We start from the raw sequence: 12,209 nt of genomic DNA, 5'->3' as shown, positions 1-12,209 counted from the left end.
AAGCACAATTGGTACAATAAAGTTAAGAATGTGCCAATGTTGAATATAAAAACTATAAAAGTTTTTAGTATTATAAATAATTTAAAAACAATAAACTCCTTATTAAATACACTCTATCACATTAAGCTTATTTTTAAGCTCAATGTGATTTATTAGCAAACTCTAGGGAGTTAATTACTCTAAAACAACCCCTTCATTTAGCACAACTTCGCCTATTACATAAGCATCTGAATTCTCTAAAACTTTTCCTACATTAGATGGATCTACCACCATAACTAAGCCCACACCCATGTTAAAGCTTCTATACATTTCAGCTTCTTCTACGCTTTGGCCTATTTGATAAAAAATTTCAGGAGTTTTTAGATGATGTTTTCTAATAATAGCACCTATTCCTCTTGGAAAAACTCTAGGTAAATTTTCCACTAAACCACCACCTGTTATATGAGCTAGTGCATTGATGAAAGGTTTTAATTTTAAAAAGTCTTTTACATAAATTCTTGTAGGTTCAAGCAAGATATCGATTAAATTTTTACCATCTATTTTATCATCAAACTTAAGCTTTTGTGCTTCAAATAATACTTTTCTAGCTAAAGAATATCCATTAGAATGAAGCCCACTACTAGGCAAAGCTAGTAAAATATCTCCATTTTTTACAAAATTTCTTCTATCTATTTCATCTTTTTCAGCCATGCCCACTGAAAAACCTGCTAAGTCAAAGTCATTGTTATGATACATTCCAGGCATTTCAGCAGTTTCTCCACCTATTAAGGCACAATTTGCTTTTTTACAACCATTAGCAATCCCTGCTACAACCTTTTTAGCTACTTCTACATCTAGCTTTGCAGTTGCATAATAGTCTAGAAAAAACAAAGGCGTAGCAAAATTACAAATTAAATCATTCACGCACATTGCTACTAAGTCCTCGCCTATGGTGTCAAATTTTTGACTATCAATAGCAAGACGCAACTTTGTGCCTACCCCATCAGTTGCTGCTAGCATAACAGGATTTTTAAAACCACTTGGCATGGCAAAAGCACCCGAAAAAGAGCCTATGCCACCTAAAACATTTTCATTAAAAGTTTCTTTTACTAAAGGCTTGATTGCTTCTACAAAAGTATTACCATTATCTATACTTACACCCGCATCTTCATAGCTTATATTCATTTATCTTCCTTTAAGAATTTAAAAGGTATTTTAACTAAAAATATTTTAAGGTTAAATTATGCAAAATGCTTATTTTGTGACTTCAAGTATAGCAGGTGGAAAGTCAAGCTTTATAAAAATAGTTCAAAATTTGGGTTTTGATACTTTAAGTGCAGATGTGATAGCTCATGAGCTTTTAAATGAAAATGCTAATTCTATAGCTAAGCTTTTTGATAATGATGATTTACTTATAGCAGGAAAAATAGATAGAAAAAAGCTTGGTGCTATTGTATTTAATGATTTAAACGCCAAAAAAAAGTTAGAAGGTTTTTTACATCCTAAAATCAAAGAAGAAATTTTACAAAAAGCACTAATTTTAGATAAAAAAAACAAGGCTTTTTTTATAGAATTGCCTTTATTTTTTGAAAATAATCATTATCAAGATCTAGGAAAAAGTATATTGATTTATGCTCCAAAAGAAATTTTATTAAAAAGATTAATGCAAAGAGATAATTTAGATGAAAATGAAGCCTTAAAAAGAATTAATTTGCAACTTGATATAGAAGAAAAACTAAAAAAAGCAGATTTTGTGATAAAAAATATTTCAAGTTATGAAAAATTTGAAGAAAATGTGCTAAATTTTTTAAAACATACTTTAAAGGTTAAAAATGAAATTTTATAAATATTGTGCAAGCGGAAATGATTTTGTAGTATTTGCAGATGGTGAAAAAAAAGATCGTAGTGAGTTAGCTAGAATTCTTTGTAATCGTTATGAGGGCATAGGTGCTGATGGACTTATAGTAGTTGTGCCTCATGATAGATATGATTTTGAATGGGAATTTTATAATTGCGATGGTAGTAAAGCAAATATGTGTGGTAATGGATCGCGTGCAGCAGCTCATTTTGCTCATCATTATCTAAAAAAATCACAATATTTAAATTTTTTAACCGGAGCAGGACTTATAAAATCATTTGTTGATGATGACATGGTAGAGATTAAATTAAGTGGAGTGAAGGATATTAAAGAAGCTTTTAAACATAAAGATAGAATTTGGCAAGGATGTAATACAGGTGTGCCACATATGGTGACTTTTGTTGATGATTTAAATGAATTTGATGTAAATTTATGCAAAGAAGTGCGTAAAAAATATAATGCAAATGTTAATTTTGCTAAAATAGAAAATGAAGAATTTATAAGAGTTAGAACCTATGAACGCGGGGTAGAAGATGAGACTTTAGCTTGTGGTACAGGTATGGGAGCTTGTTTTTATCTTGCTTATTTAAATCAAAAAGTTAAAGATGATATTTTAGTAAAGCCAAAAAGCAAAGAAAATTTATATTTTAGATTAGAGGATGATCAAATATTTTTCAGAGGAAAGGTAAAATGCTGTTTTGAAGCTGATTATAATTTTACTTAGTAGTTTTTTATTTTTAAAAGCTGAATTTATAGCAGGTTTTGATAAACATTATTATGCTTTAAGTATAAAAGAAAAGCGTGAAGTTTTTATCAAAAAAATCAATGCTTTGTTGGATGTTTCTTTCAAAGAAATTGAAAATGAAAAAGAATTTATAGATATTTTTTTTGAGGAAGCTTTAAAGAGTAATTTTAGAAAACTAAATTCTAATGCTGTGCAAAAACTATGGTTTTTAAAAGAAAAATATCGCGTTAAAAATTTATACGATCACAAGGAATACCAACTGCGTATCCAAAAAGTTCCAAAATCTTTAGCCATAGCTCAAGCAATTATTGAAAGCGCAACTGGTACAAGTCGTTTTGCTAAAGAAGCAAATAATTTATTTGGAGAATGGACTTGGGGCGAGAAAGGTTTGATTCCAAAAGAAAGAAGTGAAGGTAAAACTCATAAAATTCGTATATTTGATACCTTGCAAGAAAGCGTGGATTCATACTTGCTAAATTTAAATCGTCATGATGCTTATAAGGAATTTAGAGCTTGGCGGTGGGATGCTATAAATCAAAATGAAAAACTTGATGGCAAAGAAGCGGCAAGTCATTTGGAAAAATACTCAGAGATCAAAAGTAATTATACTAAGCTTATTATTTCTATCATAAATCAACATAAGCTTGATGAGTTAGATTAATTTCCTAAAGCCCACTCATCAAAAGGCAAAATCATCACGCGCACCCCTTCAATGAAAAACTCATCTCTTTGTGAAAGCGTGATGATATAAATAGTCGAAAGTGCGAGTTGATTTTTACTAAGTATTTTTTTGACTTTTAAACTAAGTAAATCTTTATCTTTAAAGGGCGAGCATAAAAATGCATTTTTAAGACTTGGTAAGTAAAAATCAAAATATTTGGTATAAAAAATTTCTTGTTCAAATTTAAACAACTCGCTTAAAATCAAATTTTCAAACAAAGCACTAAAGTCTTTTTGTATGCTTAGAGAATTTTTTAGTGAAAAGTCCCAAAAATATACTTTTTTTAAATTCTTTTCAAGATTTTTTACAAAATACAAAGTGTAGTTTGATTCTAGTTTTTCTATGCTTTTATATAAGGTATCTTTGGAAATTTTTATAGTATTTTTTAGTGTTTTTAATAGCTCATTAACGCTAAATTCATTCCCAAGTTCTAAGGCGATTTGTTTGAGTATGGTAAGCTCTAATGGAGTGTAAAAACTTCTTAAGTATGATGAGTTTGTGTTAAAGTTGTGATTTAAAATCACATTGCGTCCTGTATGTAAAAAATAACTTACCATGGTTTTAGTGTCAGCGTATTTTTTGTTTAAGCTTAAAAATTCTTCAAAGTCTAAATAATCTAAATGAAGTTCTTCAAAATAATCTAAATGAAAATTGCTATCACAAACGCTTATTATGATTTGCAAATTAAGGTGTTTTAAACTGGCAAAGTCAAAATCATGAGCAAAGTTGCAAAGTGCTAAAAATTTAATCTGTGGATTATAGGTTAAAAACGAATTTAAATTTACCAAAGCACTTGCTTGAAATTTCAAATCATCACAATCAATAAAAAGTATATTTTCACTTTTGTACAAAGATAAAAAATTTAAAATTAAATTTTTCTTACCACTTGCAAAACCACCTTTTATAATGATGTTTTTATGGGTTTGAATTTGAATTTTTCTTTCATCAAATTTTTGAAATTTTGGGTAATTATCGTAAAAAAATTGTAGTGATTTCATAAATTTCTTTGTAATTAATGGTGGAGCATAGCGGGTTCGAACCGCTGACCCCAACGCTGCCAGCGTTGTGCTCTCCCAGCTGAGCTAATGCCCCTTTAGATTTTGAAATCATACTATATTTTTTCTTAGATTTTCTTAATGTATAAAAAATCTTGTAAATTTTATAAAATTTAATTTTTATCCTTTTTAAAAGGAAAATAATCAAAAAAAATGCATAAATTTCTTGACATAGCAAAGGCTCTTTTTATATAATTTCAACATCATTTTATATGGTGGTTAGATTCTTATGGGTCTAACGAGTTCTTTACAAAGGAAAAAATATGGAAAGAATCAGGCTTAAGCTAAAAGCTTATGACCACAGAGTTCTAGATCGCACAGTTGCAGCAATTGTAGAAGCTGTTAAAAGAACAGGTGCTGACATCAGAGGTCCAGTGCCAATGCCTACAAAAATCAAAAGATACACAGTTTTGAAATCTCCACACATCAATAAAGATTCACGCGAACAATTTGAGATGAGAATTCATGCTCGTATGCTTGATATTGTAGCAGCTACTCCAGATACAGTAGATTCACTCACTAAGCTTGACTTGGCTCCAGAGGTCAATGTTGAAGTAAGAGCTATGGGTAAATAAGGATAGAATATGGAATACATTGTAGAAAAAATTGGTATGAGTAGAACAATCAGCACACCAAGCATTCCTGTAACCTTACTTAAACTTGTTCAAACTAAAGTATGTGAAGTAGAAAATGGAAAAGCTTTGGTTGCTTATGTAAAAGGCAAAGCAAATAATAAATGCATTGCGGGTCAGCAAAAAAAATACAATCTTTCAGCTGAATATAATAGATTTGCTTCTTTAGAAGTAGCAAACACAGAAGCAGGTGATATTGATCTTAATCCTTTAAAAGAAGCTTCTATCTTAAAAGTAAGCTTTAATTCTAAAGGTAGAGGTTATAGTGGGGTTGTTAAAAGACACGGATTTGCCGGAGGTCCTGCAAGTCACGGTTCAAGATTCCACAGACGCCACGGATCAATCGGTAACCGCGAATGGCCAGGTCGTGTTCAACCAGGTATGAAAATGGCAGGTCATTATGGTAATGTAAAAGTTACTGTTAAAAATGAAGTAGTTTCATTTGATGAAGAAAATGGCATCTTAGTAGTAAAAGGTGCGGTACCAGGATTTAATGGTGCTATGGGTAAAATAAGGATTGCAAAATGAGTAAAGTAACTGTTTTAAATGATAAATTTGAAAAAGCTAGTGAACTCGATCTTCCAGCAAAATACGCAGAAGTTAATCCTCACAACCTTTATTTATATGTAAAATCTTATCTTGCTAGCCTTAGAGCAAACACAGCTCATACTAAAGGTAGAAGCGATGTAAGCGGTGGTGGTAAAAAACCATGGAGACAAAAAGGTCGTGGTGGTGCAAGAGCAGGTTCAACAAGAACGAATGTTTGGGTTGGTGGTGCTGTAGCATTTGGCCCTACAAACAATCGTAATTATTTCCAAAAAGTTAATAAAAAACAAAAACGCTTAGCGCTTGAAAGAGCATTGGCTGATAAAGCACAAAACAATGCATTATTCTCAGTAGATAGTTTAAGCATTGAAAGCGGTAAAACAAAAGATGCAAATGCAGTTATTAAAAAGCTTGGTTTAAAAGATGCTTTAATTGTAAAAGATTTACTAGATGAAAAAACACTTCTTGCTTTTAGAAACTTAGCAAATTGCTATGTAGTTGATATTAGCGAAGTAAATGCTTATTTAGTATCTGTATTTAATGCTGTTATCATTGAAAAAGCAGCGCTTGAATCTATCGTAAAAGAGGGTTAAAATGGCAGATATTACTGATATAAAAACAATACTTTACACTGAAAAAAGCTTAAACCTTCAAGAGCAAGGTGTTGTAGTTATTCAAACTTCTCCAAAAATGACTAAAAATGGTCTAAAAGAAGTTTTAAGAGAATATTTTGGTGTAACTCCAGTAAGAATTAATTCTTTAAAAATGGATGGAAAAGTAAAGCGTTTTAGAGGTCGTGAAGGTCAAAGAAATAGCTTTAAAAAATTCTATGTTAAGCTACCAGAAGGTGTGAGCTTAGAAAGTTCGGAGGCATAAGATGGCAATTAAAACTTATAAACCATATACTCCAAGTAGAAGATACATCACAGGTGTAAGCTCTGATGATATCACAGCAAAAGCTAGTGTGCGTTCATTACTTGTAAAACTTCCAGCTCATGCAGGTCGTAACAATAATGGTAGAATCACAAGCCGTCATAAAGAAGCAGGTGCTAAGAAACTTTACAGAATTATAGATTTTAAAAGAAGAAAATTTGGTATTGAAGGTAAAGTTGAAGCAATCGAGTATGATCCATACAGAAATTGTCGTATTGCATTAATCTCTTATAGAGATGGTGAAAAAAGATACATCTTACAACCAAAAGGTTTAAGCGTTGGTGATGTTATTTGCGCTGCTGAAAGCGGACTTGACATTAAACCAGGTAATGCAATGAAATTGAGAAATATCCCAGTGGGTACTATCGTACACAATATCGAGTTAAAACCGGGCAAAGGCGGACAAATGATCCGTTCAGCGGGTGCTTATGCTCAATTAATGGGTAAAGAAGAAAAATATGTTATCTTAAGACTTGCAAGTGGTGAAATGAGACAAGTTTTAGCTGAATGTATGGCAAGTATCGGTGAAGTTGGTAATGAAGAATGGTCAAATGTGACTATCGGTAAAGCAGGAAGAAACCGCCATAGAGGTATTCGTCCTCAAACAAGAGGTTCTGCGATGAACCCAGTTGATCACCCGCACGGTGGGGGTGAAGGTAAGAAAAATTCAGGCCGTCATCCAGTTACTCCATGGGGTAAACCAACTAAAGGTGCTAAAACTCGCCGTAAAAAAGCTAGCGATAAGCTAATAATTTCAAGAAGAAAAGGAAAGTAAGATGGCTAGGTCACTAAAAAAAGGTCCTTTTGTTGATGACCATGTAATGAAAAAAGTCATCGCTGCTAAAAAAGCTAACGATGGTAAGCCAATTAAAACTTGGTCAAGACGCAGCACTATTATACCTGATATGATAGGTTTAACTTTTAATGTTCATAATGGAAAAAGCTTTATCCCAGTATATATTACTGAAAATCATATCGGTTACAAATTAGGTGAATTTGCACCTACTAGAACATTTAAGGGTCATAAGGGCTCTGTTCAGAAAAAAATAGGTAAGTAAGGGAGATTTATGAGTAGAGCGTTAATTAAATTCATAAGATTATCTCCAACTAAAGCGAGATTGATTGCTAGAGAAGTTCAAGGTATGAATGCAGAGCTTGCATTAGCTAGTTTGAAATTTATGCCAAATAAAGGTGCTAAATTTATAGCAAATGCTATTTCAAGTGCTGTAGCAAATGGCGGATTTGAAGCAAATGAAGTTGTTGTTTCAAGTTGTCGTGTTGATGCTGGTGCGGTTTTAAAAAGATTTAGACCAAGAGCTAGAGGAAGTGCTAGTCGTATTAGAAAGCCAACTTCACACATTTTGGTAGAAGTTAGTAAAGTAGAAGCAAGTGCTGAAAAAACTACAAAAGCTAAAAAAGCATCAGTGAAAAAGGAAAGCTAATATGGGACAAAAAGTAAATCCGATTGGTTTAAGACTAGGAATTAATAGAAATTGGGAATCAAGATGGTTTCCTACAAAAGCTAATTTAGCAGAAAATATTGGTGAAGATTATAAAATCAGAACTTTCTTAAAAAGAAAACTTTATTATGCAGGAATTAGCCAAATTCTTGTAGAAAGAACAGCGAAAAAATTAAGAGTAACTGTTGTAGCTGCAAGACCAGGGATTATTATTGGTAAAAAAGGTAGTGATGTTGATATTTTAAGAAAAGAACTTCAAGATTTAATCAAAAAAGAAGTTAATATCAATATCAAAGAAGAAAGAAAAGCAGGTGCTTCAGCTCAGCTTGCAGCTGAAAGTGTTGCTACTCAACTTGAAAAAAGAATTGCTTTTAGAAGAGCAATGAAAAAAGTAATTCAAGGAGCGCAAAAAGCAGGTGCTAAAGGGATTAAAGTTTCAGTTTCAGGCCGTTTAGGTGGTGCTGAAATGGCAAGAACTGAATGGTACTTAGAAGGTCGTGTTCCACTTCACACTTTAAGAGCAAAAATCGATTATGGTTTTGCAGAAGCACATACTACTTATGGAAACATAGGTATTAAAGTATGGATCTTCAAAGGTGAAGTTTTACAAAAGGGTGTTCAACCTGAAAAAACCGAAGAAAACGCTCCAACTAAAAAAACTAGAAGAGCAAGAAGAGGTAAATAATCATGTTAATGCCAAAAAGAACAAAATATCGTAAAATGATGAAAGGGCGTAACAGAGGTTATGCCAACAGAGGGACTGAATTTACTTTTGGTGATTTTGCCCTAAAAGCAACTGAAGCTGGCCGTATCAATTCACGCCAAATCGAAGCAGCTCGTATTGCTTTAACTCGTTTTGTAAAAAGACAAGGTAAAACTTGGATTAGAGTTTTCCCAGATAAACCTCTAACTAAAAAACCTTTAGAAACTCGTATGGGTAAAGGTAAAGGTGCAGTTGAGGAATGGGTAATGAACATTAAACCAGGTCGTATTATTTATGAAATGGCAGGGGTTAATGAAGAAATGGCAAGACAAGCTTTAACTTTAGCGATGCATAAATTGCCATTTAAAACTAAGTTTGTTACAAGAGAGAGCCAAAATGAAATATACTGAGATTAAAGATAAAACAGCAGGTGAGCTTGCAACAATGCTAAAAGAAAAAAAGGTGCTTTTATTTACTTTAAGACAAAAGCTAAAAACAATGCAGCTAACTAATCCTAAAGAGATTAGCGAAGTTAAAAAAGACATCGCTAGAATCAATACTGCAATTAGCGCTTTAAAATAAGGATAGAAAATGGCATTTAAAAGAGAAATTCAAGGCGTTGTTGTTCAAATTGCTGGAGATAAAACAGCAACAATTTTGGTTGAAAGAAAAGTGGTTCACCCAAAATACAGAAAAATCGTAAAACGCTTTAAAAAATATTTAATTCATGATGAAAGAAATGAACTTAAAGTGGGAAATACTGTAGTTGCTATTGAATGTAGACCACTTTCTAAGAGAAAATCATTTCGCTTAAAAACTATAGTATCAGCAGGAGTTGAGTAATGATTCAAAGTTTTACTAGGCTTGCAGTTGCTGATAATAGCGGTGCAAAAGAATTAATGTGTATTAAGGTTTTAGGTGGTAGTAAAAGAAGATATGCTACTGTTGGTGATGTAATCGTTGCATCTGTAAAAAAAGCCCTACCAAATGGTAAAGTTAAAAAAGGTCAAGTAGTAAAAGCAGTTATCGTTAGAACTAAAAAAGAAATTCATAGAGACAATGGTTCTTTAATTCGTTTTGATGAAAATGCAGCAGTTATTCTTGATGCTAAAAGAGAGCCTATCGGAACGCGTATTTTTGGACCAGTAGGTCGTGAAGTAAGATATGGTGGCTTTATGAAAATTGTTTCACTAGCACCGGAGGTGTTGTAATGAAATTAAAAATTAAAAAGAATGATATGGTAAAAGTTATCGCAGGCGATGACAAAGGCAAAACAGGTAAAGTTTTAGCAGTATTTCCTAAAACAAATAAAGTAATTGTTGAGGGTTGTAAAATCGCTAAAAAAGCTGTTAAGCCAAGTGATAAAAATCCAAACGGTGGTTTTGTCAATAAAGAAATGCCAATGGATATTTCAAATGTAGCAAAGGCAGGAGAATAAGATGATGAGATTGAAAGAAAAATATACTCAAAATATCAAACCTGCTTTAGTTAAAGAATTTGATATTAAAAATCCTATGCTTGTTCCTTTTATTGAAAAAGTTGTAATCAGTGTAGGTGCTGGGGAATTAGCAAAAGATCAAAAAGTATTACAAAATGTTGCAGATACTATTTCATTGATCGCTGGGCAAAAAGCAGTTATCACAAAAGCTAAAAAATCAGTTGCTGGTTTTAAAGTAAGAGAAGGCTTCCCAGTAGGTGTAATGGTAACATTAAGAAAAGACAATATGTATGCTTTCTTAGATAAGCTTATTACCATAGCTCTTCCTCGTGTTAAAGACTTTAGAGGTCTTCCAAGAGATGGTTTTGATGGAAGAGGAAACTATAACTTTGGTTTAGATGAGCAGTTAATGTTCCCAGAAGTTGAATATGATAAAATCTTAAGAACTCATGGTATGAACATTTCTATCGTTACAACAGCAAAATCAGATAAAGAGGCACAAAAATTATTAGAATTATTTGGCGTGCCATTTGCAAAAGGAAAGTAATATGGCTAAAAAATCAATGATTGCAAAAGCTGCCCGCAAACCTAAATTTAGCGTTAGAGGGTATACTAGATGCCAAATTTGTGGAAGACCACATTCAGTTTATAGAGATTTTGGAATTTGTAGAGTTTGCTTAAGAAAAATGGCAAATGAAGGTTTAATTCCTGGTCTTAAAAAAGCAAGTTGGTAAGAGGAAAGAACCATGATAAATGATTTAATTTCAGATTCACTAACAAGAATTAGAAATGCAGGGATGAGAAGATTAGAAACTACTCAACTTTTGCATTCTAAAGTTATCGAAGCTTTACTTGGAATTTTCCAAGCTAAAGGCTATATTGAAAGCTTTAATGTTATTGAAGAGGATAAAAAGAAATTCATCAATGTAGTTTTAAAATATGATGAAAAAGGCAAAAGCGTAATTAATGAAGTTAAGCGTATTTCTAAACCTGGTCGTCGTGTTTATAAAGGCAAAGATGAGATTAAAAGATTTAAAAACGGTTATGGTACTATCGTAGTAAGCACTTCAAAAGGTGTTTTAGCTAACGACGAAGCTTATAAAGCAGGCGTTGGCGGCGAAGTTTTATGTACTATTTGGTAAGAGTTTCTACTTTTTATGGTATTCGGTATCCATTCTTATAAAGTAGTCATATCGTAGACAAGTAAAAAGGAAAAATGAATGTCTCGTATAGGTAAACAACCAGTTGCTATTCCAAGTGGAGTAGAAGTAAAATTAGAAGGTAACTTGCTAAAATTCAAAAAAGGAAATTTAGCAAAAGAGCTTGATACAAAAGCAAATGTTAATGTTGAGATTAAAGAAGGACAAATTCTTTTCTCTCCTAAAGGTGAAGATAGACAAAGTAGAGCTTATTGGGGAACTTATAGAGCTTTAGCTCAAAACATCATTATCGGTTTAACTGATGGCTTTAGCAAAACTTTAGAAATCAACGGTGTTGGTTATAAAGCTGCGTTAAAAGGTAAAGTTCTTGAACTTGCTTTAGGTTTTTCTCATCCTATCAACTATGCTATTCCAGAAGGCATAGAAATTACCGTTGATAAAAACAATGTTATTATTAAAGGTAGCGATAAACAAGTGGTAGGTCAAGTTGCTGCTCAAATTCGTGAATTTAGACCACCTGAGCCTTACAAAGGAAAAGGTGTTAAATATTCAGATGAGCGTATTATCCGCAAAGCTGGTAAGACATCTAAGAAGTAAGGATAGAATATGAGAGCAAATGTATTAAAAAGAAAAATATCTTTAAGAATTAAAAGAAAAAAAAGAATTAGAGCAAAAATTTCAGGAACACAAGCTCTTCCAAGAGTTTCTGTTTTTAAATCAAACAGAACTTTATATATCCAAGCTATCGATGATGTTAAAGCAGTAACTTTAGCAGCAGTAGATGGAAGAAAAATTGGTGTTAAAGCAAATAAAGAAGGTGCTAAAAAAATAGCAGCTGAATTTGCAAAAGTTTTAAAAGCTAAAAACATAGAAGAAGCAGTGTTTGATAGAAATGGTTATTTATACCATGGTGTTATTGCAGCATTAGCTGAAGCACTAAGAGAAAACGGAATCAAACTATAACCCAAAAGGAAGATCG

23 protein-coding genes and 1 tRNA gene are annotated in these 12,209 nt (G+C 32.2%); 21 read left to right on the top strand and 3 right to left on the bottom strand.

What is annotated here, in order from left to right; translation table 11 throughout:
• Positions 1-174 precede the first annotated feature (174 nt).
• Entirely contained in the window at positions 175-1,164 is a 990-nt protein-coding gene (gene purM, locus L8X33_RS03825) for a phosphoribosylformylglycinamidine cyclo-ligase (protein ID WP_263669993.1), read from the bottom strand.
• Between the two features lie 58 nt (positions 1,165-1,222).
• On the opposite strand from purM, the gene coaE reads away from it, so the two are divergent.
• Genes coaE through L8X33_RS03810 form a run of 3 tightly spaced genes read left to right on the top strand, consistent with a single transcriptional unit; the run spans position 1,223 to position 3,243 of the window.
• Positions 1,223-1,825: a dephospho-CoA kinase gene (gene coaE, locus L8X33_RS03820; protein ID WP_220566998.1), complete on the top strand. Its 603-nt coding sequence runs from the start codon at positions 1,223-1,225 to the stop codon at positions 1,823-1,825.
• Complete coding sequence (dapF, locus tag L8X33_RS03815) at positions 1,812-2,561, top strand: diaminopimelate epimerase (RefSeq protein ID WP_133319131.1); 750 nt, start codon at positions 1,812-1,814, stop codon at positions 2,559-2,561. Before coaE ends, dapF begins: the two co-directional genes overlap by 14 nt.
• Complete coding sequence (locus L8X33_RS03810) at positions 2,536-3,243, top strand: glucosaminidase domain-containing protein (RefSeq protein WP_133319132.1); 708 nt, start codon at positions 2,536-2,538, stop codon at positions 3,241-3,243. The genes dapF and L8X33_RS03810 overlap by 26 nt, the downstream gene beginning before the upstream one ends.
• Here the strand turns inward: L8X33_RS03810 and L8X33_RS03805 are convergent.
• Together L8X33_RS03805 and L8X33_RS03800 are read right to left on the bottom strand one after the other, a co-directional pair.
• A complete protein-coding gene (locus L8X33_RS03805) occupies positions 3,240-4,301 on the bottom strand; it encodes an ATP-binding protein (protein WP_263669991.1) in 1,062 nt (353 codons plus the stop codon). The genes L8X33_RS03810 and L8X33_RS03805 overlap by 4 nt on opposite strands.
• An 18-nt stretch (positions 4,302-4,319) precedes the next feature.
• Positions 4,320-4,395, bottom strand: a tRNA-Ala gene (locus L8X33_RS03800).
• 226 nt (positions 4,396-4,621) lie between these two features.
• On the opposite strand from L8X33_RS03800, the gene rpsJ reads away from it, so the two are divergent.
• The 18 genes from rpsJ to rplR all read left to right on the top strand — a co-directional run bounded on the left by rpsJ (position 4,622) and on the right by rplR (position 12,193).
• Positions 4,622-4,933 (top strand): 30S ribosomal protein S10, encoded by a 312-nt coding sequence (gene rpsJ / locus L8X33_RS03795; RefSeq protein ID WP_012660810.1) that lies wholly within the window; start codon positions 4,622-4,624, stop codon positions 4,931-4,933.
• Between the two features lie 9 nt (positions 4,934-4,942).
• A complete protein-coding gene (gene rplC, locus L8X33_RS03790; RefSeq protein ID WP_012660811.1) occupies positions 4,943-5,518 on the top strand; it encodes a 50S ribosomal protein L3 in 576 nt (191 codons plus the stop codon).
• Positions 5,515-6,129: a 50S ribosomal protein L4 gene (gene rplD, locus L8X33_RS03785; protein ID WP_039617137.1), complete on the top strand. Its 615-nt coding sequence runs from the start codon at positions 5,515-5,517 to the stop codon at positions 6,127-6,129. Before rplC ends, rplD begins: the two co-directional genes overlap by 4 nt.
• 1 nt (position 6,130) lies before the next feature.
• Positions 6,131-6,412 carry a 50S ribosomal protein L23 gene (locus tag L8X33_RS03780; RefSeq protein ID WP_039617139.1) on the top strand — a complete coding sequence of 94 codons (282 nt, stop codon included), beginning with the start codon at positions 6,131-6,133 and terminating at the stop codon, positions 6,410-6,412.
• Between the two features lies 1 nt (position 6,413).
• Positions 6,414-7,244, top strand: coding sequence for a 50S ribosomal protein L2 (rplB, locus tag L8X33_RS03775; protein WP_039625087.1), 831 nt, complete (start codon positions 6,414-6,416; stop codon positions 7,242-7,244).
• 1 nt (position 7,245) lies between these two features.
• The gene (rpsS, locus tag L8X33_RS03770; protein ID WP_039664929.1) at positions 7,246-7,527 is read left to right on the top strand and encodes a 30S ribosomal protein S19; all 282 of its coding nucleotides are present in this window, start codon (positions 7,246-7,248) and stop codon (positions 7,525-7,527) included.
• 9 nt (positions 7,528-7,536) lie between these two features.
• Positions 7,537-7,911 (top strand): 50S ribosomal protein L22, encoded by a 375-nt coding sequence (rplV, locus tag L8X33_RS03765; RefSeq protein ID WP_039617143.1) that lies wholly within the window; start codon positions 7,537-7,539, stop codon positions 7,909-7,911.
• Position 7,912: 1 nt separating this feature from the next.
• Positions 7,913-8,614: a 30S ribosomal protein S3 gene (gene rpsC / locus L8X33_RS03760; RefSeq protein WP_066007731.1), complete on the top strand. Its 702-nt coding sequence runs from the start codon at positions 7,913-7,915 to the stop codon at positions 8,612-8,614.
• 2 nt (positions 8,615-8,616) lie between these two features.
• Positions 8,617-9,042, top strand: coding sequence for a 50S ribosomal protein L16 (rplP, locus tag L8X33_RS03755; RefSeq protein ID WP_012660818.1), 426 nt, complete (start codon positions 8,617-8,619; stop codon positions 9,040-9,042).
• Entirely contained in the window at positions 9,029-9,214 is a 186-nt protein-coding gene (rpmC, locus tag L8X33_RS03750) for a 50S ribosomal protein L29 (protein ID WP_012660819.1), read from the top strand. Before rplP ends, rpmC begins: the two co-directional genes overlap by 14 nt.
• A 9-nt stretch (positions 9,215-9,223) precedes the next feature.
• A complete protein-coding gene (gene rpsQ / locus L8X33_RS03745) occupies positions 9,224-9,475 on the top strand; it encodes a 30S ribosomal protein S17 (RefSeq protein ID WP_039617148.1) in 252 nt (83 codons plus the stop codon).
• Complete coding sequence (gene rplN, locus L8X33_RS03740) at positions 9,475-9,843, top strand: 50S ribosomal protein L14 (protein ID WP_012660821.1); 369 nt, start codon at positions 9,475-9,477, stop codon at positions 9,841-9,843. Before rpsQ ends, rplN begins: the two co-directional genes overlap by 1 nt.
• Positions 9,843-10,070, top strand: a complete 228-nt coding sequence (gene rplX / locus L8X33_RS03735; RefSeq protein ID WP_039664935.1) for a 50S ribosomal protein L24 — start codon at positions 9,843-9,845, stop codon at positions 10,068-10,070. Before rplN ends, rplX begins: the two co-directional genes overlap by 1 nt.
• 1 nt (position 10,071) lies before the next feature.
• Entirely contained in the window at positions 10,072-10,617 is a 546-nt protein-coding gene (gene rplE, locus L8X33_RS03730) for a 50S ribosomal protein L5 (RefSeq protein WP_133319134.1), read from the top strand.
• 1 nt (position 10,618) lies between these two features.
• The gene (locus L8X33_RS03725; protein WP_012660824.1) at positions 10,619-10,804 is read left to right on the top strand and encodes a type Z 30S ribosomal protein S14; all 186 of its coding nucleotides are present in this window, start codon (positions 10,619-10,621) and stop codon (positions 10,802-10,804) included.
• A gap of 12 nt (positions 10,805-10,816) precedes the next feature.
• A complete protein-coding gene (gene rpsH / locus L8X33_RS03720; protein ID WP_039617152.1) occupies positions 10,817-11,212 on the top strand; it encodes a 30S ribosomal protein S8 in 396 nt (131 codons plus the stop codon).
• Between the two features lie 78 nt (positions 11,213-11,290).
• Positions 11,291-11,827 carry a 50S ribosomal protein L6 gene (gene rplF / locus L8X33_RS03715; RefSeq protein WP_039617154.1) on the top strand — a complete coding sequence of 179 codons (537 nt, stop codon included), beginning with the start codon at positions 11,291-11,293 and terminating at the stop codon, positions 11,825-11,827.
• Positions 11,828-11,836: 9 nt separating this feature from the next.
• On the top strand, positions 11,837-12,193 hold the full coding sequence (gene rplR, locus L8X33_RS03710; protein ID WP_039617157.1) for a 50S ribosomal protein L18: 357 nt from the start codon (positions 11,837-11,839) through the stop codon (positions 12,191-12,193).
• Positions 12,194-12,209 lie beyond the last annotated feature (16 nt).

It is taken from the genome of Campylobacter sp. CNRCH_2014_2849, from assembly GCF_025772845.1.
Lineage (GTDB): Bacteria > Campylobacterota > Campylobacteria > Campylobacterales > Campylobacteraceae > Campylobacter_D > Campylobacter_D lari_D.
This window is presented reverse-complemented; position numbering and strand designations above follow the sequence as displayed.